General features: G+C 57.6%; 18 protein-coding genes. 14 read left to right on the forward strand and 4 right to left on the reverse strand.

The annotated features are described in order from the left end of the window. Positions 1-26: 26 nt before the first annotated feature. Complete coding sequence (locus Mal65_RS07135; RefSeq protein WP_145295329.1) at positions 27-1,352, forward strand: Trx7/PDZ domain-containing (seleno)protein; 1,326 nt, start codon at positions 27-29, stop codon at positions 1,350-1,352. Between the two features lie 7 nt (positions 1,353-1,359). Here the strand turns inward: Mal65_RS07135 and Mal65_RS07140 are convergent, their stop codons facing one another. Next, on the reverse strand, positions 1,360-2,634 hold the full coding sequence (locus Mal65_RS07140) for a BamB-related PQQ repeat family beta-propellar protein (RefSeq protein ID WP_145295332.1): 1,275 nt from the start codon (positions 2,632-2,634) through the stop codon (positions 1,360-1,362). Between the two features lie 248 nt (positions 2,635-2,882). Then, entirely contained in the window at positions 2,883-3,749 is an 867-nt protein-coding gene (locus Mal65_RS07145; RefSeq protein WP_145295335.1) for a helix-turn-helix domain-containing protein, read from the reverse strand. 456 nt (positions 3,750-4,205) lie between these two features. Between Mal65_RS07145 and Mal65_RS07150 the strand changes: the two genes are divergently transcribed. The 3 genes from Mal65_RS07150 to Mal65_RS07160 all read left to right on the forward strand — a co-directional run bounded on the left by Mal65_RS07150 (position 4,206) and on the right by Mal65_RS07160 (position 9,463). After that, on the forward strand, positions 4,206-5,489 hold the full coding sequence (locus tag Mal65_RS07150; protein ID WP_145295337.1) for an L-rhamnose isomerase: 1,284 nt from the start codon (positions 4,206-4,208) through the stop codon (positions 5,487-5,489). Positions 5,490-5,582: 93 nt separating this feature from the next. Beyond that, positions 5,583-7,559, forward strand: coding sequence for a sulfatase (locus Mal65_RS07155; RefSeq protein ID WP_145304754.1), 1,977 nt, complete (start codon positions 5,583-5,585; stop codon positions 7,557-7,559). Positions 7,560-7,849: 290 nt separating this feature from the next. Continuing rightward, positions 7,850-9,463, forward strand: a complete 1,614-nt coding sequence (locus Mal65_RS07160; RefSeq protein ID WP_174820206.1) for an arylsulfatase — start codon at positions 7,850-7,852, stop codon at positions 9,461-9,463. A 90-nt stretch (positions 9,464-9,553) separates the two neighbouring features. On the opposite strand, the gene Mal65_RS07165 is transcribed toward Mal65_RS07160, so the two are convergent. Both Mal65_RS07165 and Mal65_RS07170 read right to left on the reverse strand, forming a co-directional pair. Then, positions 9,554-10,174, reverse strand: coding sequence for a Tll0287-like domain-containing protein (locus Mal65_RS07165; RefSeq protein ID WP_145295343.1), 621 nt, complete (start codon positions 10,172-10,174; stop codon positions 9,554-9,556). Further along, positions 10,171-11,655, reverse strand: coding sequence for a sulfatase family protein (locus Mal65_RS07170; protein WP_196784655.1), 1,485 nt, complete (start codon positions 11,653-11,655; stop codon positions 10,171-10,173). Before Mal65_RS07170 ends, Mal65_RS07165 begins: the two co-directional genes overlap by 4 nt. A 343-nt stretch (positions 11,656-11,998) precedes the next feature. Between Mal65_RS07170 and Mal65_RS07175 the strand changes: the two genes are divergently transcribed. The 10 genes from Mal65_RS07175 (at position 11,999) to Mal65_RS07220 (ending at position 21,159) form a co-directional block, all read left to right on the forward strand. Further along, positions 11,999-12,319 carry an ArsR/SmtB family transcription factor gene (locus tag Mal65_RS07175; protein ID WP_145295349.1) on the forward strand — a complete coding sequence of 107 codons (321 nt, stop codon included), beginning with the start codon at positions 11,999-12,001 and terminating at the stop codon, positions 12,317-12,319. A gap of 67 nt (positions 12,320-12,386) precedes the next feature. Continuing rightward, the gene (locus Mal65_RS07180; protein ID WP_145295352.1) at positions 12,387-12,866 is read left to right on the forward strand and encodes an arsenate reductase ArsC; all 480 of its coding nucleotides are present in this window, start codon (positions 12,387-12,389) and stop codon (positions 12,864-12,866) included. A gap of 4 nt (positions 12,867-12,870) precedes the next feature. Continuing rightward, a complete protein-coding gene (gene arsB, locus Mal65_RS07185; protein ID WP_145304755.1) occupies positions 12,871-14,106 on the forward strand; it encodes an ACR3 family arsenite efflux transporter in 1,236 nt (411 codons plus the stop codon). Positions 14,107-14,108: 2 nt separating this feature from the next. Then, entirely contained in the window at positions 14,109-14,363 is a 255-nt protein-coding gene (locus Mal65_RS07190) for a hypothetical protein (RefSeq protein WP_145295355.1), read from the forward strand. Between the two features lie 194 nt (positions 14,364-14,557). Next, positions 14,558-15,220 carry a hypothetical protein gene (locus Mal65_RS07195; RefSeq protein WP_165700966.1) on the forward strand — a complete coding sequence of 221 codons (663 nt, stop codon included), beginning with the start codon at positions 14,558-14,560 and terminating at the stop codon, positions 15,218-15,220. Positions 15,221-15,574: 354 nt separating this feature from the next. Further along, a complete protein-coding gene (locus Mal65_RS07200) occupies positions 15,575-16,492 on the forward strand; it encodes a DUF1559 domain-containing protein (protein WP_145304756.1) in 918 nt (305 codons plus the stop codon). Positions 16,493-16,753: 261 nt separating this feature from the next. Continuing rightward, on the forward strand, positions 16,754-17,338 hold the full coding sequence (locus Mal65_RS07205; RefSeq protein WP_165701122.1) for an acetolactate decarboxylase: 585 nt from the start codon (positions 16,754-16,756) through the stop codon (positions 17,336-17,338). Between the two features lie 230 nt (positions 17,339-17,568). Next, positions 17,569-17,907, forward strand: a complete 339-nt coding sequence (locus Mal65_RS07210) for a hypothetical protein (RefSeq protein WP_196784656.1) — start codon at positions 17,569-17,571, stop codon at positions 17,905-17,907. 170 nt (positions 17,908-18,077) lie between these two features. Next, the gene (locus tag Mal65_RS07215; protein ID WP_145295363.1) at positions 18,078-19,814 is read left to right on the forward strand and encodes a TolC family protein; all 1,737 of its coding nucleotides are present in this window, start codon (positions 18,078-18,080) and stop codon (positions 19,812-19,814) included. Next, positions 19,807-21,159: an efflux RND transporter periplasmic adaptor subunit gene (locus tag Mal65_RS07220; RefSeq protein WP_145295366.1), complete on the forward strand. Its 1,353-nt coding sequence runs from the start codon at positions 19,807-19,809 to the stop codon at positions 21,157-21,159. Before Mal65_RS07215 ends, Mal65_RS07220 begins: the two co-directional genes overlap by 8 nt. The last annotated feature ends 11 nt before the right edge of the window (positions 21,160-21,170 follow it).

The following is a 21,170-nucleotide window of genomic DNA, read 5'->3' on the forward strand; positions in this document are numbered from 1 at the left end:
CAAGAGAATTCGATAGGAGACGTAGCATGCCCAAAGTTGTTGTTGTGATGATCGCCCTGGCGTTGGTCTCGTTGCCGGCGGTGACCGCCGTGGCGAAAGAAGACCGCGAAACCATCGTTCGCAATGACCGTGAACGTGTCTTGGCTGCCGGGTATTGGATCTACAACGATTTGGACGCCGCGGTTCAGCAAGCACGGCAAACGGGGCGACCGATTTTGGTCGTTCTGCGGTGTCTGCCCTGTGAGGAATGCGTCAAGCTGGACGATGACTTGGTCGAAAGTGATCCAGAAATCAAAGCGTTGTTGGATCAATTCGTTCGTGTCCGGATCGTCGGAACCAACGGCTTGGACCTGAACGTGTTTCAGTACGACACCGACCAGTCGTTCGCCGTCTTCATGATCAATGCAGACAAAACCGTGTATGGCCGGTTTGGAACTCGATCACACCGCACCGAATGGCTGGGGGATGTTTCACTGGAAGGGATGGCGGCGGCGCTCCGCGAGGGACTGAAACTGCACGACGCTTATCCGGCCAACCGAGACGCGTTGGCCGGCAAGAGTGGACAACCTTTGGAATTTGAATCACCGGAAAAGTATCCCACCCTGCGCAAGCATCCCGATCGTCTGGACTATGAAGGCGAAGTCGCCAATAGCTGTATCCATTGCCATCAAATCGGCGAAGCCCGCCGTGATTTCTATTGGCAAAGCGATCGTCCGATCCCCGAGGAGCTGTTGCATCCGTTTCCCCATCCGAAATCCATCGGCTTGATCTTGGATCCCCGATACCCGGCGCGAATCAAGCAGTTGGTCGATGATTCAGTTGCGAAATCCGTCGGGTTTCAAGTGGGGGACGACGTGACCGCGATGAACGGACAACCGATCGTGTCGATGGCCGACGTTCAGTGGGCATTGAACCAAGTGCCAGGCGATGGAGGTTCCATCGATTTCCAGGTGCGGCGTGGCGAACGAGAAGTCGAATTGTCGTTGGCTTTGCCCAAAGCTTGGCGGCGTTGGGACGATCCGGCTTGGCGGATTTCATCGTGGATGATGCGCCGTATCGCGGGCGGTGGAATGCGTTTGATTCCCGAAGACGACGCCGCGACGTCGGATGGCACAAAGCCGATGGCGTTTCGCGTTGCCAATGCCGGAAAGCATGGTGCCCATGGTGCGGCGCATCGAGCGGGAGTGAAAGTCGGTGATATTCTGATCGAATACGATGGACGCAATGATTTTCGTCGCGAAGCCGACATTTTCAATCACGTCAACGACAACCATCGTCCCGGTGACCGCGTTACTTTGAAGCTGGTACGCAACGGCCGGACCATCACCACCGAGATTCCGATTCAAAAGTAGATTCGACTTATCCGCCATTGCCGATGCAATAAAGGAAGTCGCGTTTCGCGTCGTCTTCGATTTTGGCGACGCGGATGTAAACACGTCCGTCGCAAATGACGGGCGTGGCGAAGGTGGTTCCGTTCAACTGGTTCTTAGCAACCAAGTCGAACGCATCGGGATCGGCACGGAAGACGGTCGTTTCGCTGGATTCGTTGGTCGCATAGATCCGATCGCCGACCAGGACCGGTGACGCGGTGAAGGTGCCGCCCAAGCGTGCTTTCCACATCGTTTCACCACTGGCCGCTTCGATGCACATGGCAACCCCGGCGTCGAGCGTCAGGTATAGATAGCCGTCACGCTGCAGCATCGACGGGACGTAGGCCCTTGTGTTGGTTTCCCACACCACTTCACCGGACCCGTCGGCCGCCACCGCGGCGACGTGTTTCTTTGGATACCCACCGCTGGTGAAGATGTGTTTGCCATCGGTCGGTGTGGACGTCACGCATTCCGTGGTTGCCCCGCCTGTCTCCCAGAACACCTCGCCCGTTGATGGATGGAGGCTGGTGACCAGGTCGCATCCGATCATGATCAATTGGTCTTTGCCATCCATCGTCAGAATGATCGGCGAAGCGTAGTTCGGTTTCTTCGGGCGATCGCGTCGCCAAACGACTTCGCCGGTCGTGCGGTCCAAGCCAACAATACATCCACCGCCTTTGTTATCGGCCGATGCGATCACCAGGTCTTGGTAGACGGTCGGCGATGAACCATAGCCTTGGTGAATCTGGTAATCGCAAAGTTTACGTTGCCACAGGATTTGGCCCTTCATGTCGACCGCGCTGGTATGGACGGCTCGGTCGCTGTAGAAGTTGACGAAGATACGCTCGCCATCGGTTGCCGGTGTCGACGATGCCCAGGATGACTTCTCGTTGGGCTGACGATCGCCGACCCGAAAGAACTCGCCGCGATGGACGGCCGTCTTCCAGTGTTCCTGTCCGGTTTGCCGGTCCAGGCAGATCAGCCACTGAGTCCGCTGTTCTTCATCGGCGGAAATCAGATACATCCGGTCGCCCAACAGGATCGGAGAACCGTGGCCGTGTCCGTCCAGGGGCGTCTTCCAAATCACGCCATCCGTTTCGCTCCACGTGGTGGGGGGATCTTGATTCGCTGCGGCAATGCCCTGCCGGGATTCACCACGCCACCACGGCCAATCCGATTCGGAAAACGTGGGTGTCTGGGCGATGCAAGTCACGGCGGAAACGACAATGCAGACCAGGCTGGCGGCAAAAGCAAATCGGCGCATGGATTTGGCTGGTGGGTTTGAGAGCAATGGCGGGGCGGGAATGACGCGGCGGGGACAGCCGTGGCGACAACCAGACGGCAAAGCGATTGTAAATCACGCCCCGTGCGTCGGTGTTAATCCGGCGGATTTCCGCGACCCTTGGTCGGACGCCCGTGGACGCTGATGCGGGTGAACGAGTGACCGCGGGGCAGAAGAAGCTTGATCCCGATCAAGCGATGGTGGGCTGCCTTGTTTCCGAGTGTTTTGTTTCAGGCCTTGAACGGCTTGCGGTATTCGCGAGGCGAATGACCGATCATGTTTCGGAACTGGCGGCTGAAATAATTACTGTCGGAAAACCCGACGTCAAATGCGATGTCCGTGATCGAACGGTGGGTGCTTTTGAGCAAGTGACAGGCTTCACGCAGGCGTCGCTGGATCAAATAGTTGATCGGTGATGTTCCCATCGCGTCTTCGAACGTTCGGATGAAGCTGCGACGGCTCATGCCCGACATCTGCACCAATTCGTCCAAGGTAATCGGCTGGTTAAAGTTGTGTTCGATGTGCGAGATTGATCCCGCCAGCCGATACAGTTGTTTGCTTTCCGGCGATTGGGCACGGCCGTAACAACGGGCCAGGAAAGTGATCAACTGCAGCATTCGTGTCATCGCCATAACGCCGAAGCCCGGACCGCGACTTTGCAATTCCTTGTCGATTTCATCGACAATCTGCAACGCTTCGGCCATCTCCGCTGCATTCAATTGTAACCGGCTGGTGAATTGGTGACGTTTCCGCCACGCCGGTTCCAGATTGAAAAGCGCGTGGTAGCCGGGCAGTGATTGCAGGTCGCACAGTGACATGGGCAGGTCGTCCGGATCAAACAAAATGTTGATCAGACTCAGTTGGTCCATGTTCAAATAGTCGTGGGGGCGGTCGCCGCCGATGACGAATGTGTCACCGGTGGTCAATTCATAGCTGTCTTCGCCGGTGATGTGTCGACCGTGCCCGCCGGTGATGATGACGATCTCGGAAAACTCGTGGCAATGCAGCCCGAACGGCTCTTGTGGATCACGGCGTTCCACCACGATGGGAAACCCATCGGGATGAAACCAGTCCTGTTTTTTCAGACGCCGAATCATGATGTGGTCACCGGCGGGGAAGGAGGGCAGGAAAAGAAAAGCGGGCAGCGGAGACGGGCAATCTTCCGGGGGATGGGCACCGGTCGTTGGGGCTGACGGCACCGACGTTTGGCCTTTGGCGTCGCGATTGTTAACACGCGAGTGGCACTATCGTGCTATTGCCTGGCTTGATTGTCAAGGCAAACTTGCCGGAGCGATATTTACGCTGTGTGGTCACCGCTCTCGAGTCGTGAGCCTGAGCAGGCGGACAGGGTTTTTGCGACGAATGGCAACTCGGCGCGTGGGTTTTGATGTTGCGAATATCTGGTAACCCGAAGCGTGAGAGAGGCGAGGTCAACATCAATTTTTCCTCGCTCACGCGTCGGGTTACCGAAAAACCAATGCCTAGGGTAAAAGCGTAACTTCAAGACTTACTTAGAAAGCAACTCCGTCGCTTCGCAAACATTGGATCTTGGGATGGGCCGTTCTGGCAAAATTGACGCCATGTATGAATTGGCGCGACAACAATACGCGGCGATCGGAGTGGACACCGATGACGCAATTCGTCGAATCGGGGACGTCGCCATTTCGCTGCACTGTTGGCAGGGCGATGACGTCGGCGGATTCGAGGGCGATGCACAGTCGCTGGGCAACGGTTTGGCGGTGACCGGAAATTATCCGGGCCGGGCTCGAACGCCGGATGAACTGCGTCAAGATTTGCAGATGGCGTATTCGTTGATTCCCGGAAATCATCGTTTGAATCTGCATGCGATGTATGGGGAGTTTGATACGCCCGTGGATCGCGATGCCATCGATGTGCAACACTTCCAAGGATGGATTCAGTGGGCCGTTGACCAAGGCGTCCCGCTGGATTTTAACCCCAGTTTCTTTTCGCATCCCCATGCCGCCGACGGATTCACCCTGGCACATAGCGATCCGGGCATTCGTCAATTCTGGATCGATCATGGGATCGCGTGTCGCAAGATCGCTGCGGCGATGGGGGCGGCCCAGGGTTCGCCTTGTATCGACAACTTTTGGGTTCCCGACGGGTTCAAGGATACGCCGGCGGATCGAAAGACGCCGCGTGAGCGCTTGGCGGCTTCCTTGGACGAGATTTTTAGCGGTTCATTGCCGCCGACGCACACCATCGATGCGGTGGAATGCAAGCTGTTTGGCATCGGCAGTGAAAGCTGTGTGGTGGGATCGCACGAGTTCTACTTGGGCTATGCGATTTCGCGAAACCAGATGCTTTGCCTGGACGCCGGGCACTTTCATCCCACCGAAGTCATTTCCGACAAGATTTCATCGGTGCTGATGTACGTGCCTGAATTGTTGCTGCATGTCAGTCGCGGTGTGCGCTGGGACAGCGATCATGTGGTGACCTTCACCGATGAACTTCAGGCGATCATGCAAGAAATCGTGCGTGGCGGATTTTTGGATCGCGTTCACATCGGTCTGGATTTCTTCGACGCCAGTATCAATCGAGTGGCTGCTTGGACCATCGGTACACGCAACGCCCTGAAAGCTCTGCTGGCGGCCTTGCTGGAACCCACCGAACAGTTGCAGCGGTTGGAACGTGAGGGCGACTTCACCGCGCGGTTGGCGTTGATGGAGGAGCAGAAAATGATGCCGCTGGGGGCGGTTTGGGACCACTATTGTCAGGTTTCCGATGTTCCCGCCGGTCGACAGTGGTTGGACGTTGTACGGCAGTATGAACAGGACGTGCTGAAGCTTCGCTCGGACGCCTCGGTGCCTGCATAGCATCACGGCGGTGGGGATTGGGATTTCTTTTGATGGGGCCCAGTGCGACGAAAGCGTTTGGGACCTTTTGATCAGACAGGTGTTGTCGTGAATATGTGTCGGATGTCTCGGGCGGTGGTCAGTGTTGCCGTTTTCGGCTGGTTCGTTTTGACGATGTGGTCCACGGCGGGAACATCCTTGGCGGACGAAGCCGGGACGCCGAACAAACGTCAGCCCAACATCGTTTTCATCCTGGCCGACGATTTGGGATGGAGCGACACATCGCTTTACGGCACCAGCGATTTCTATCGCACGCCCAACGTCCAGCGTTTGGCACGTCGCGGGATGACGTTTGATCGGGCCTACGCCGCCAGCCCGCTGTGTTCGCCCACGCGTGCGAGCATCTTGACCGGATTGTCGCCGGCGCGTCACGGCATCACATCGCCGAACTGTCATACGCCGACGGTGCGTCTGCAGTCCGTCGTGAAGCAAAACGCGGCCGCCCACCAGTTTTCCATTCAACCGGATCCGGTGACGCGTTTGGATCCGAACCACATCACGATCGCCGAAACATTGCGGACCGCAGGCTACGCGACCGGGCATTTCGGCAAGTGGCACCTGGGGGCTGAACCGTATTCGCCGCTGCAACATGGGTTCGATATCGATGTGCCGCATTGGCATGGACCGGGGCCGGCGGGAAGTTACGTCGCGCCGTGGAAATTCCCCGACTTTGACCACGACCCGGACGTTCCCGACCAGCACATCGAAGATCGAATGGCCCAAGAAGCCGTGCAGTTCATGCGGCAACATCGCGATCAACCGTTCTTCCTGAACTATTGGATGTTCAGCGTGCATGCACCCTTCGATGCCAAGGCCGCATTAATCGAAAAGTATGCCAAGACGGTGGACCCAACCGACCAGCAGCGTTGTCCCACCTACGCCGCGATGATCGAAAGCATGGACGACGCGATCGGAACCTTGCTGGACGAACTGGATCGTTTGCAGGTCGCCGAGAACACGATCATCGTCTTTGCATCGGACAACGGCGGCAACATGTACAACTTGGTCGACGGGCAACGTCCCACCAGCAACCGACCACTACGCGGCGGCAAAGCGACCGTTTACGAAGGCGGTATTCGGACGCCCGCCATCGTCGTTTGGCCTGGTCATGTGGAATCGGGAACGACCAGCGGCGCGATGATTCAAAGCGTGGACTATTTTCCCACGTTATTGGATATGCTTGGCATGGCGCCGGCGTCGGATCAATTGTTTGATGGTATTAGCTTTGTGCCGGCATTGACGGGCGGGGCCATCGATCGCGATGGCATCTTTACGTACTTTCCACACAATCCGCCCGTGCCTGATTGGCTGCCGCCATCGATTTGCGTTCACCAGGACGATTGGAAACTGATTCGAATCTTTCATGGCGGCGATGACACTGGTCACCGATACAAACTGTTCAATCTGCGAGACGACATTGGCGAGCAACATGACCTGTCCGCGATGATGCCGGAACGCGTGCAACAGATGGATGCGTTGATTGAACGACATCTGCGCGAAACCGGTGCGGTCGTCCCGCAAGCCAACCCGTCGTTCGATCCGAAGAAGTATGACATTGCATCCGAGGGGGCTCCGGCAGCAAAGTTTTTGCCGGGTGGCGCGAGTACAAAGCGGCGGAAATCGGCGAAGCCTGTTGCCGGGTGGCAGCCCGCCGGCACGTGTGAATTGTCGATCGGTGATGGCAAGCTGTTGGTGCACAGCACCGGCGGTGACCCCTATTTCAGCTATCGATTGCAACCGCCGATCGACGAAACCGCATTCGTTCTTCAGATGGAGATCACATCCAACGCGGGCGGTTCCGGGCAAGTGTTTTGGCAGACCGAAGGGGGCGGTCCTTTCACGGCCAAACGTAGCGAAGTCTATTCGCCAACGCATGACGGAGATCGGCATTCCTATGTGATCAAGTTCCGCACCCAGGGACCGCTTTCGGCCATCCGAATTGATCCGGCAACCGCCGTCGGCGACATTCAGGTTCACGCGGTGCGGCTGGTCACCCAGGACGGGCGACTGGTTCATCAGTGGGCGTTTTGAGTTTGGAGATGGCGACGAACCTTGCCATCCGGATCCGCTAAAATCGGTGCCGCGAAACGGATGATGCGTCGCGTCCGTTGTTGTGAAACGGCTTGGTATTTCGATGGCCGTGTTTGTTTGCTGTCCGGCATGCCGTCTTGATTGCCTGCTGTGATGCGTTTCATTTTTCCTAGGACTTCTCAGCGGCAACGTTGGTTACTCGCTTGCTTCTGTCCTGATCCCGCCCCGCCTTTGGTCGAGCCCCACCCATGATGATCCGATCCGCCGGTTTGGTCACCGCGATTGCCCTGATGTTCTTCGGCGTGAGTTTGAAAACGTCGGCTGAATCGTCAGCACAAGAGTCCGATCGCCGTCCCAACTTTTTGGTCATCATTGCCGACGACTTGGGGTTTTCCGATCCGGGATGCTACGGCGGCGAAATCGCGACGCCCAACTTGGACGCTCTGGCGGCCGGCGGTTTGCGGTTCACGCAGTTTTACAACACCGCCCGATGCTGGCCGACGCGATCGGCGTTGATGACGGGGTACTATCCGCAACAGATTCGTCGCGACAGTATGCCGGGGGCACCGAAGGGTTTTGGTGGTCGCGGTGTCCGGCCGCAATGGGCACAGACCATCGGCCAGTACCTGCAAATGGCGGGATACCGTACCTATCATTCCGGCAAGTGGCACATCGACGGCAAGCCGACCGAAAACGGATTCGATCGGTCCGACGAAGCGACGCGAGGTCCGGGATTCTTTGACACCAACAAACGTGGGGAACGGGATCCCGATTTCTATCGAACGGTTGCCACGGCACAGCATGCGATCGATTGCTTGAAAGAACATTCCGAGGATTTTGCGGGCCAACCGTTCTTTCATTATTTGGCGTTTCATGCGCCCCATTTTCCGCTGCACGCCTTGCCCGAAGACATCCAGCGGTACGAAGGGCGATACGACGACGGTTGGGACCACCTGAGGAACCAGCGTTACCAGCGCCAGCGGGCTCTTGGGTTTTCGGTGGGAAATCTATCGGCGATGGAACCCGACGTGGGACCACCCTATGCCTTTCCCGATCAAATCGAATTGCTGGGCCCGGGTGAAGTCAATCGACCACTGCCGTGGGATGAATTGACGTCGCAGCAACAGCGGTTTCAAGCGATGAAGATGGCCATCCATGCGGCGATGGTCGATCGCATGGATCGCGAAATCGGACGCGTGTTGGATCAATTGCGTGCGATGGATTCGTATGACAACACGATCGTCATGTTTCTTTCGGACAACGGAGCCAGTGCAGAAATGATGGTCCGCGGTGACGGGCACGATCCAGACGCCGCGCCGGGATCTGCCGCCACCTATCTGTGTTTGGGCCCTGGTTTTTCCAGTGCCGCTAACACGCCATTCCGCAGACACAAGACTTGGGTGCACGAAGGCGGCATATCCACGCCATTCATTGTTCATTGGCCGGCGGGCTTGGAAGCACAGAACGAATTTCGGTCGGCCGTCGCGCACGTTGTCGACATTGCCCCGACGGTACTGGACTTGGCCGGCGTGCAGCGACCTGACTTTCCCGGTGCGCCGCCGATGACCGGAAAAAGTCTACGTCCGCTGTTGTCCAAGGACGGCGACTCGCTGCACGATGAGATTTGGTTTTGTCACGAAGCCAATCGCGCGCTGCGACAAGGCGACTGGAAAATTGTCCATTCCGACAAAGGACGCCCGTTTCCCTATCGAATGGTTGAAACAGGCGACTCAAACGAATCGAATTGGGCTTTGTACAACTTGGCCAACGATCGCGCCGAACAGCAAGACTTGGCGGACACCTATCCCGCCAAGGTCCAAGCGTTGAGCGAACGATGGTATCAGTTGCGAGATCAATTTCTGGCGGATTCGTCGACCGAAATAGCGAACGACGCAAAACCCTAAGCAGCGGATCGCTCGGTGCAGGACTGACCAAGCGATGACGGCGGTGAATCGGCCTCAGGTCCTGCGCACAGGCGACGCGGCCTGCACAGCCTAGGTGGCGGGGACCTCCACCCAGAACATGCCACGTAAATCACCGGCTTTGAAACCCGTGGCCTGGTCGTCGGGGTAGCGTTTGGCAAGTTCCGGTTTGACACTGTCCAGCACGTCATCGGGGCCGCCATGGCACATCAAACACTTCACATCCAAGCGAATCGGAAAGGTGACGCCCAGGCGACCGTCCTCCAGGGTGACGGTTTGAGGCAGATCGGCCTTTTGGTCCACGAATGGTTGGACCCAATCGCGGGGCGCGTTATCGGGATTGCGAAGCTTCCAAGAAGTGCGGCCGATTTCAACACCGTGTTCGTCGGCAACGGTTTGCGCGATCCTCGGGGCGTCTTCGCTGCAAACGCGAATGGCAGCGACCGGCCCTTCGGCTTGCATGACTTCCATCAGTCGACCGGATAGCGTTTGAAACAGGTCGTCTTTTGCGGCAACCGCGGCGGCGAAACGCTCGTCACGCATCGACGGCAGTTTTTCGACAGTCTCCGGTGCATCCGCTGGTTCGATTTGTGCGTTTGGTTCCGGGGCCTCGTTTCCGCGTTGGCAACCGACGAAGCCGAACAAGCAAGCCAGTCCGGCAAGCGTGAGGGCGGACCATCGTGACAGGTTCATTGTGGGGCCTTTCCAGATTCTGGTTTGGGGTTTTGACGATTTGGACGCCGCTTGGGCTTCGTTGGCGAACGCAGTATGCCGTCGATGTAGTAATCGAAATAAAGATCGGCTTGGCGGCTCATCGCTTCCGAGGGGACAGTTCCGATGCCAGGCGGCGAAAGACCTTGCGACCAATCGGTCAACAGGGTCCGTAAACGCCGAACTTGATCGGGGTGCCGGCTGGTCAAATCGGTTGTTTCCGAAGCATCCGTTTCCAAGTCGAACAGGAATTCACGGTCATTGCTGCGGATGTATTTCCACTTGCCCTGACGTACCGCACTTTGGCTAAGCCAACGCCAATACAGCGCGTCATGCGGCGCCCCGTCCGATTCACCCGTCAGAAACGGCAGCAGGTTCACGCCGTCGATGGTGTCATCGATCGTCAGCCCTGCTGCGGCCAGCGTCGTTGCCATGGCATCCAACGAAATCACGGGCTGGGAATAGACCTGGCCGCCGGGAAAGGTTCCGGGCCAACAGCCGACAAATGGCGTGCGGATGCCGCCTTCGGTCAGCATGCCCTTTTCACCGTTCATGGGATCGTTCAAGGATCCGTCCCACCCGGGGCCACCGCCCGGTGTATCCGCTTTGTGGATCTTCAGCGGCGCGCCGTTGTCACTGATCAAAAAGATCAGCGTGTTTTCACGCAGACCGTTGGATTCCAGTGTCGCCATGACACGCCCCACGCCGTCGTCGACCGCCGAAAGCATGGCCAGTGCCTGGCGACGTCGCTGTGGCATGTCACCCGGGAATCGGTCCAGATACTTCTTGGGCGCATCCAACGGTACGTGTGGGGCACGGTATGCCAAGTAAAAGAAAAACGGATCCGACTTGTACCGTTCGATGAACGCACAGGCGAAATCGGAAATCAAGTCCAAGTGATAACCGCCACCTTTTTGCGTCGTCGGCGGGATGTCTTGGCCTTGTAGGTCCATGTTCCAGAACCCTTGGGCATTGCTGTTCTTGAAGAACACATGATCAAAGCCGTGAGAGGTGATCGCTTGCGGAGCCCCCAGGTGCCACTTGCCCGACATGCCTGTGGCATAACCGGCCGCCTGCAGTCGTTCGGGAATGGTCTGCGTTCGCGCAAAGTTCGCCATGATCTTTGCATCGCGGGCCTGGGGATTGGATTCCAATCCGAAACGGTTCTGGTACTGGCCCGTGATCAACCCACCGCGCGATGGCACGCACTGGGGCGCGGTGACGTAGCCGTCGGTGAAACGCACACCGGATTGGGCTAAGCGATCGATGTTTGGCGTGCGAATGTCGGACACAATGCCCTGGCAACCCAAGTCCGAGTATCCATGGTCATCGGTAAAGATGATGACGACATTCGGACGTCGTTGATCGTCGGACGGATCGGACCAACATTTGCCAGACGTCGCGGTCACTACAATCCAGACCAGCAAGACGATCATACCCCGATGGTCGATTGATTTACGCACGCGATTCATGCCGGATGGGTCCGTGGTCGGGCACGCGGAAGTCGTGATGGACGCGATTGCCGGTGCGGTGGATCGAAGGCGTGGAACGGCAAAACGCAGTGTATCCGAATCGCTTGTGTCGCATTCTGTGTGCTCCGGCGGTTGGCTGGTTCAGAATGTCGCAGGGGCACTTCGATGAGCGCCGATCCGCCTTTGTCGGGAGCCGGCTGAGTTTGAAGACTTTGCGCCGGCGAACCCAGGTGTCCAACAGGGGATGGACCGATTGCTGGCGGAGAAATCTGGGAAATCAGGCTCACCAGTGTTGACCTGCAATGCCGACACATGCAAGCATGGCGATATGGCCATGAAGCGAAAAACTCGAAAGCAATACGAAGCGCGGGCAAAGATCGCCAAGGCGCTTGCCCACCCCAGTCGGTTGCTGATTCTGGATCTGCTTCAGGAGCGGGAACGATGCGTCGGCGAATTAACCGAAGCCGTGGAGGCTGACCAGTCGACGGTGTCCAAGCATTTGGCTGTGCTGCGCGACGTGGGTTTGGTGGAAGTCCGCAAGGAAGGGGCATCCAGTTATTACCGCATCGCCTGCGATTGTCTGGGAGGCTTCTTTGCGTGCATGGAATCGGTGCTGCGGTCGGACGTCCGCGACCGTCAGTCGACTTTGAAGTAGCAATTTTTTTTGTCTTTATTTATGGCGATATTGCCATGTGGCCAAGTTTGAATTGAGGGGATCGGTGATGAAACGAACAACCGTGTTGTTTCTATGTACGGGCAACTCTGCACGCAGCCAGATGGCCGAAGGGTTTCTTCGTGAACGGGCGGGTGACCGTTTCGACGCACAAAGTGCCGGGCTCGCACCCGTCGGATTGAACCCTTTGGCCGTTCAAGTCATGGCGGAAGTGGGCGTCGACATTTCGTCCCAGCAATCCAAATCATTGAAGGGTTTTCTACGCAAAAACGAGGCACAGTACGTGATCTTCGTTTGCGACAAGGCGGAAAAGTCTTGTCCCGAAATTTGGCCCTTCGCCACGGCAACGATGTGTTGGCCGTTCCCCGATCCCGCCGCCGTTCAGGGCGACGCCGAAAATCGTCTACAGGCGTTTCGCCGAGTCCGTGATCAAGTCCGTGAATCAATTGAGTCTTGGTTGGCAACCGACCCGGAATCGTCCGCCACTGCCGCACACAAATCCCAAACGACGACCTGTGAAGAAGATTGAAAAGATGAAAAGTGATTGTCCGACTGACCAGCCCCAACGTGGCATGGGAGTCTTTGAACGATACCTGACCGTTTGGGTCGGGCTGTGCATCGTCGCCGGTGTGCTGTTGGGAAAGTGGATGCCTGGGTTGGCTCAAACGCTGGACGGGATGTCGATCATGGTGGACGGGGCACCCGTGGTGTCGATACCGATTGCACTGTGTTTGTTTTTCATGATGTATCCCATCATGGTGAAGATCGACTTCGCCGAAATCGTGCGTGCCGGGAAAGCGGCCAAGCCCGTCGCGTTGACCCTGCTGATCAACTGGGCCATCAAACCGTTCACGATGTACGCGATTGCATCATTCTTTCTGGGCACTGTTTTGATTGGAGTGATCGGGCCGGAAGCGGTCGATTTGGTGAAGCCACCTATGGGCGTTGACTTGGAGGTGGGGGCGACATACGGCGCCGGTCAGGCGGTCCTGGTGGATGGCGTGAAAATGTTGGAAGTTCCGCTGTGGCGCAGCTATTTGGCCGGATGCATCCTGCTGGGGATCGCACCTTGTACCGCGATGGTCTTAGTGTGGGGATACCTGTCCGGTGGCAACGACGGTCACACGTTGGTGATGGTGGCTGTAAATTCGCTGGCAATGCTGTTGCTGTACGGCCTGTTGGGCGGACTGTTGTTGGGTGTGGGGCAATTGCCCGTTCCGTGGCAAGCCTTGTTGCTGTCCATCGGAATCTATGTCGCGTTGCCGTTGTTTGCCGGATTTCTGTCGCGACGTTGGATCATCGGTGCGATGGGGGAGGTCTGGTTTCGCGAAAAGTTTCTGCATTGGCTCAGTCCAGTGACAATCGCTGCGTTGTTGGTCACGCTGGTTTTGCTGTTCTCACTGAAGGGAGAGATCATCATGTCCAACCCGCTGACGATTGTTTGGATCGCGATTCCGTTGTTCATTCAAACCGTGTTGATCTTTGCAATCGGCTATGCCCTGTCCAAGTGGCTGGGGCTGACGTACGAAAACGCAGCGCCGACCGCGATGATTGGCGCATCGAATCACTTCGAAGTTGCAATCGCCACGGCCGTCATGCTGTACGGCCTTTCTTCTGGTGCCGCCCTGGCGACGGTGGTCGGTGTTTTGATCGAAGTGCCATTGATGTTGATGTTGGTTAGGTTCTGTGTTTCGACGCGACATTGGTTTGACCAAGATCTGGCTGCGGTGCATTCGGAGACAGAGCCGCAATTGAAATTGGACACTTGATCATGGTAGTAGGCGAACATCGCGATTGTTTCGGCACCATGTATCCGGACAATTTGCATTTGAGAGTCGGGCGAACGAATCGCGGAAAGGTATTCAGCGTTCAGTTACAACGTACCGCCGCAATGATGCCGGCCGAACGAAAAATCACCGTCGATACGGAACAATGGGACCAGTGCACGGCCTGTCCCGAGTTCAACAGTTGTTACAAACTGTGTGTCGCTAAGGTTGCTTTGGAGTCGGTCGTCGCCACTGCGTAGATGACGTTTCGGCTTTCACCAGCAAGGAACGATCGATGGCGATGGGGTTTTGGGTCGACGACGTCATGAGTTTCTTACAACCACACCCGACAACGCTTGTGGGATAAAACTCCACGAGTGCCACGGCGTTGTGAAAAGATGGGTTGCGGTTGATAATCAGGGTGTGAGGAGCGAGCGCCATAACACCCCGGCGATTGTCCATTTTGCATTTTCTGATTCGATCCTGTTTGCGTGACGGAAAGCCACGACGCAGCCTTGCCTGGCTATTGCTGTGGTCGGTCAGTTTTGCGCTGATCGGCATCATCGGTCATCCCAGTGCGACGACCATCGGCAAGCCGACCGACGAACGTTACCCGTGTGAGGATTGTCCCTGCGGTTGCACGTCAGCGGAGTTCTGCTGGGACCAATGTTGCTGTCATACCGATGAAGAAAAACTGGCTTGGGCTGACCGTCATGGCGTCACACCCCCGGCCTTTTTGGTCCAACGGGTCGGCCGCTCATCGCAGCGTTTGGCCGCTGATCGGTCGGCGACAGGGCCAGACGCGGGGGCCTGTTGTTGTTGCCAGCACGCCGGTCCAGACGCCACCCCGGCCGTCGCACCACGGCCAGATTCCGACAAGCCCGATTGGGGTGCAATGGAGTCTAGTACGGTACACGTGGTACTGATGTGGAAAGCGGCCAAGTGCCGCGGCCTAGCCGCATTTTGGTCAATGCTGGCGGTGGCGTTTGTGAACGACTGGGCCGGGCCCTGGTTCCACCTTGTACCTCTGGGTTGGAATCGTCTTGGTGACCAGATGGCAAGTTCTCGCGTCGAATCGGTGGATCCTCCCGTGCCTCTTCGGTCGCTTCTTTCCTAGCGGCAGACGTCTTTCTTCTGCTTTGACTTGGCCGTCGCCGACAGCCGGCATCTTTGTCGGTGCTGGTCACCACTGCGTCGGATGCTCGCGATGCGTCACGGTTGTGGCTGTTTAGCCGGAAGGTGCGTGTTGCGCCCCGCGCGGCGATCGGACGCCGCCGTCAAAGTACACACCCCAGTGTGCTGTGGGTGAAGCGTTGACGCGTCGATGAAGACCGACAGTGCCGCTGAATTTTAGTTCTGACGCGAACGGTTCATCCCGACGTGTCTTTCACCGCTGCGCATCATTCAGGTGCCCGACGGAACACGATCAAAGACTTGACCGAACATTACTGAGACTTCATTCGCCATCCCTATGCACCATTCATTTTCAGGCGGGCACCGACGACACGCGTTCACGCTGGTCGAACTATTGGTTGTCATCGCCATCATCGGAATCCTTGTGGGCCTGTTGTTGCCCGCGGTTCAATCCGCTCGCGAAGCGGCGCGGCAAACGCAGTGCAAGAACAACATGAAACAGATCGGACTTGCACTGCACATGTACCACGACACGCTTCGCGGGTTCCCGCCAGGGTGGATGTCACGACACCCTGACACCGGCAAAGCGTATTGGCTGGGACGTCCCGGATGGGCCTGGGCATCACAGTTGCTGCCGTACTTGGAACAGGGCAACGTCGTGGACAATCGGATTGATTTCGAAAAGCCGATTCTTGACGACATCCACAGCGAAGCCCGGAAAACCGTCATCGCGACTTATGTCTGTCCGTCCGATGCGGCAGCGCCCACGTTTGTGTTGCCGCCTGGTCCGATGCCCAGGCCAAACTACAACGCCGGTTACCAAAGCACGTTGGTTGCGAAAGCCAACTATGTCGGTGTCTTTGGTACCGTTCGCATGTTGGATGCCGGGTGTCCCAAGGGTGATTGCGAAGGCAACGGGACCTTCATGTTGGAACGCTCGATGCGTTTTCGAGACATCACCGACGGATTGTCCAACACGTTCGTCGTCGGCGAACGCAATTCGCGTTATTCACCGTCGACTTGGATCGGTGTGTTCGCCGGTGCCGCGCATGCCCCAGGACGCGTGGTCGCGGTCGCCGAAAACCCGCCGAACTCCAATACCAGTCCCGCATTCACTTTCAGCAGCGACCATCCGGCCGGGACGCATTTCTTGAAGGCCGATGGATCGGTCGCATTGGTCTCCGAACAAATCGACATGCAGACCTACCACGCATTGTGCACCCGCAGTGGACGCGAGGTGTTCGGTGAATACTGATTTCCATTTTCTTGAGGTCGACAGTACCAGTGTCGGCCGCTTTCCCAAAGGAGCCTTATGATGCGCCGTTATCACTTCATTCCAGTTTTCGTCTTGTCGTGCTTGGCGACCGCTTGTTCGGCATTGCATGCAGACGAATCAACGTCCCATCAGTCAACGTCTGGGGATCAACACGGGGCCCTGTTGCAATTTGGCCAGATGCATCAGGTCATCGGGATGAAACAACATCAGGGCCGTGTGCGACTGTCAGATCTAAAGCCCGTGTCGAACCTGTTCGCCGTCGGTGCGTTGGAGGGCTTGGAAGGTGAGATCACGATCGCCGATGGGCAAATCGTGATTTCACAGGTGGATCCACAGGGGCAATTGACGTCGGTTGCGGGCGACACCGGCGACCGTCAAGCCACCATGTTGATCGGCGCCCACGTGGACGCTTGGGAAAAGACGGTGGTCCCCAAAGACCTGACCGATGCGGAACTGGACACGTTCATCCAGCAACAGATCCAGCGTCGTGGCGGTGATTCATCCAAACCGATCATGTTTCGGATCGATGGTGAATTCGCCAAAGCCGACGTTCACGTGATTCACGGTGCCTGTCCGGTTCACGCTCGGATTCGCAAGGAACCGATTCCGTCGTCGCAACGCCCGTTCGAAGAAACGCTTCACGATGTATCGGCCCAGGTTGTTGGTGTTTACGCCGAAGATGCCGTTGGCAAGCTGACGCATCCGGCCACGCGAACTCACAAGCACCTGGTCTTTCGACGAGAGGTCGGCGAACCACCATTGACGGCGCATGTCGAACTTCTAACCGTGCGTGCGGGTTCCGTTTTGTACCTGCCGGTCGATTGAAGATTCGATTGATGGGGTGATGCGTTAGGTTTCGATTCATCTCGTCACCGTTGATCGCGAGACTTGCAGGCACGCATCGTCGTCGATTCGATCGGCGACGATGCTGTGATGCTTGCTTGCCCTCAGGCAGGCAACGGACCGTTGCTTTACACCAGGATTGGCAATCGCGATGATGATTCACCATGAACAGGTCATCGACGGGGTCCTCATCGCCATCTGCCAATCCGCCAGTGCATCACTGCCCCGGATGCGGCGCGTCACAGCGCAGTTTCCCTCGCTATCCCTGGCATTTTTGCCAGGAATGTTTGTCGTTGGCCGAGGACGCCGATGGCCGACGATTGCAGTTTGGGAACGTCGGATTTTCCGGCGGTTTGTATTGCAAGTATGCCCACGAAACGGAGGTGCGGTTTGACGATTGTGGGTGCGTCTTTTGCTTGATCCATGACCGGCCCGTGATGGTCACCGAGGCTCGTTTTGGCGGTGTGGTGGCACAGCCGATCGTGTCAGTGCCTGCGCTACAAAATCGGTATCGCCGAAACGTCAACCTGACGCTTCCCGTTGACAGTTAATCGTATCCATCGCCCATCGCTTACTGGATGATCAGGTTCGTTTGTGCCCAGGGTGAAACCCCAGAAGGATGGGGCCGCGTCGATTGGGCTTGCGATCAATGAATGTTTCGATCTATGCGAGCTTCGAGATGTTCAACTTTCGCAGAATCCGTCCGGGTCCAGCCTGCGCCATGCTCGGGCCATTGCTATGTCTGTTGGCGACGGGATGCCTCGTCGGCGTCGTCGGCTGCGCCAATCGTGAAGCGATCGGTCGGCTTAGCAGCGAACCTTTGCCGACGTTTTCCGATTCGGGGCCGGCGGAGATGTCCGACCGCTGGTGGACGGCATTTGGTGACGCGGAACTCAACGCCCGAGTCCAGCAGGCGTTCGGTGGCAATTACGATCTGGCCGCCGCGTTGCAGCGCGTCTCGGCCGCCCGTGCGGTGGCTCGGCGTCAGGCATCGGACTTCTTTCCCGACGTCAACGGCGTCGCGACCGCGGGCGGCGACTTCGGGCCCGGTGACGACGATTTTCCCAGCGTGATCGGCTTGGATGCCTCGTACATCGTTGACCTGTGGGGCCAGATCGATGCGTTGGTCGATGCGGAACGTTTGCGGGCCTCGGCCACGTATGCCGACTACCAAACCATTGCGTTGGCCGTTTCGGCCGAAGTCACGAGGACCTGGCTAAATCTGATCGAAGCGAAAGCACAACTGGAACTGTTGGACGACCAGATCGAAACCAACCGCACGGGATTGGACCTGCAGGAATCGCGATTCGGTTTGGGCCTGGTTCGCAGCCCGGACGTACTGCGTCAGCGCCAGTTGTTGGAGTCGACGTTCGAACAGTACGCCGTCGCAAAATCGCGTGTCGATGTGCTGGAGCACCAGTTGGCGATCTTGTTGGGCGAATTGCCGCAAACGGCCAGCTATGATCCGGGAACGCGTTTGCCCGACATGCCTTCTTTGCCGCGTACCGGATTGCCCGCCGAACTGTTGAACCGACGACCGGATGTTCGCAGCGCATTCCTGGCATTTCAGGCGGCCGATCGTGATGTGGCGGCGGCGATCACCGATCAGTTCCCGCGGCTGAATCTGACCGGATCGGTTTTGAATGTTGCCGATTCACCTGAAAATTTGTTCCGTGATTGGTTCGTGTCGATCGGTGGCCAGTTGGTCGCCCCGTTGATCGACGGCGGCCAGCGGCGTGCGGAAGTGGATCGGACCACATCGGTGGCGCGTCTGCGCTATAACGAGTACGGCCAGACGATGTTGATTGCGTTTGGCGAAGTCGAAGACGCATTGGCCCAGGAACGGTATCAGCTGGAACGACTGGAACACTTGGCCGAACAGACCGAGCTTGCCCGCAAGTCGTCCGAACAGTTGCGTGAACAGTATCTGATCGGCGACGAAGACTATTTGGCCGTGCTGACCGCGATTCAAGGTTGGCAACGTTTGCAACGCGAATCGCTGGCCGCTCAACTAGAATTACGGTTGATCCGCGTGTCGTTGTACTTGGCGTTGGCCGGTGGCTTTGATCCCAGGGGCCAGACCGCCGATACCGTGGTGGTATCGACGGAGGACGTGGAATCACCAGCGCCGGCTGAATCCGATCCGGCCGCCACCGATTCCGATGCGGGTGATGATGACCGGCCGGACGGTTTGCGTGACGATTCGTCGGCCGAATCGTCCGAGACCGATGGAATGCCCGACGACGAAGATCGCAGGCCGGATGCTGGTGACGACGGTTTGCCGGCGCCGGACCGTCCGGAACGCGAACGCCTGATCGATTTATTGTCGACGGGGCCAAGTGTTTCGGCACCGAACGAGCTATTGAATGTGGAAGCGTCTCGAGCAAACTGGTCGGGGCCGACCCGCCTTCCCTCACCGCCCTCCTTCCAAACGATCGTCGTCCCGCCTGATGAGTAGCCCGCCGAAACAGCAATCCGGATGGCAATGGTTTCGAATCATTGTCAGCGTGGTTGCCTGTGCGGGGATCCTGGCCGGTTCGGTGTGGGCGGTCGTCATCATTAACCAGACCGAGCCGACGGCGCAAACGATCAATGCCAAACGCAAGTCATCGGCGTTGGTGGAAACGATCACCGTTCATCGCCAGACGTGTCGACCCACCATCACGGTGCTGGGAAACGTTCAGTCCGCCCAGGAAGTCTCGCTAAGTCCGCGTGTGGACGGCCAAATCGTCGAACTGTCGCCACACTTCATCCCCGGCGGGATGGTCAAAGCGGGCGATGTGTTGCTGAAGATCGACCCGGCCGACTTTGAAAACGATCTGCGGATTAGCGAAAGTGAATTGCGCAAAGCGGAGGCTTCGCTGGATATCGAATCCGGCCGACAAAGCTTGGCGCAGAAAGAACTGAAGCTGCTGGAGGGGACCATCGAGGGGACCAATCGTGCGCTGGTGTTGCGCGAGCCACAGATCGCGTCGATCCGCGCCGAAGTCGCCGCGGCCCAGGCCGGCGTCCAGCGTGCGAAATTACGATTGGAACGCACCAAGGTCCTGGCACCGTTCGATGCCCAGGTTTTATCGCGCACGGTTCACGTCGGATCCCAGGTCGGTACCGGTGACGAACTGGGCCGGTTGGTCGGCATTCATGAATACTGGGTATCCGCCGCCGTGCCGCTACGCAGCCTGCGTTGGATCCAATTCGCCAATCCCGAATCGGTTGGATCCTACGATGCCGATGCCGTCCCAGACGGTTCGGAAGTCATCCTGCGCGATCGTGATGCTTGGGGACCCGACGTCCATCGAATCGGTGTGGTTTCGCGGATGATCGGTGCACTGGACCAGCGAACACGTTTGGCCAGGGTGCTGATCAGTGTTGCCGATCCGCTTAGCCTGCAAGGTGATGACCCGCCGTTGATCATCGATTCGTTGGTCGATGTGGAGATTCAAGGACGGCCCATTCACGACGTCATACGATTATCAGGGTCCTATCTTCGCGACGGTGACACCGTTTGGGTGATGCAGGACGATGAGTTGCGGATTCGACAAGCCGACGTGGTGTTTCGTGACGCCGATCATGTTTACATCCGTGACGGATTGAACGACGGCGATGAAGTGGTCGCGACCACACTGGCAACCGTTGCCGATGGAGTCTCGCTTCGAAAAATCGAATCCGATGACAATGAAGCCATTGATTCAAATCAGCCCGAAGACGCTGAAACCGCGTCGCCGAACGTACCCAACCAAGCGGATTCGACCGTGTCCGATGAAGCCCCGGACCAAAGGGGACAAAACGACGATGAAACGTAAACCGACCGACC

Origin of the sequence: Crateriforma conspicua, from assembly GCF_007752935.1 — a bacterium.
Lineage (GTDB): Bacteria > Planctomycetota > Planctomycetia > Pirellulales > Pirellulaceae > Crateriforma > Crateriforma conspicua.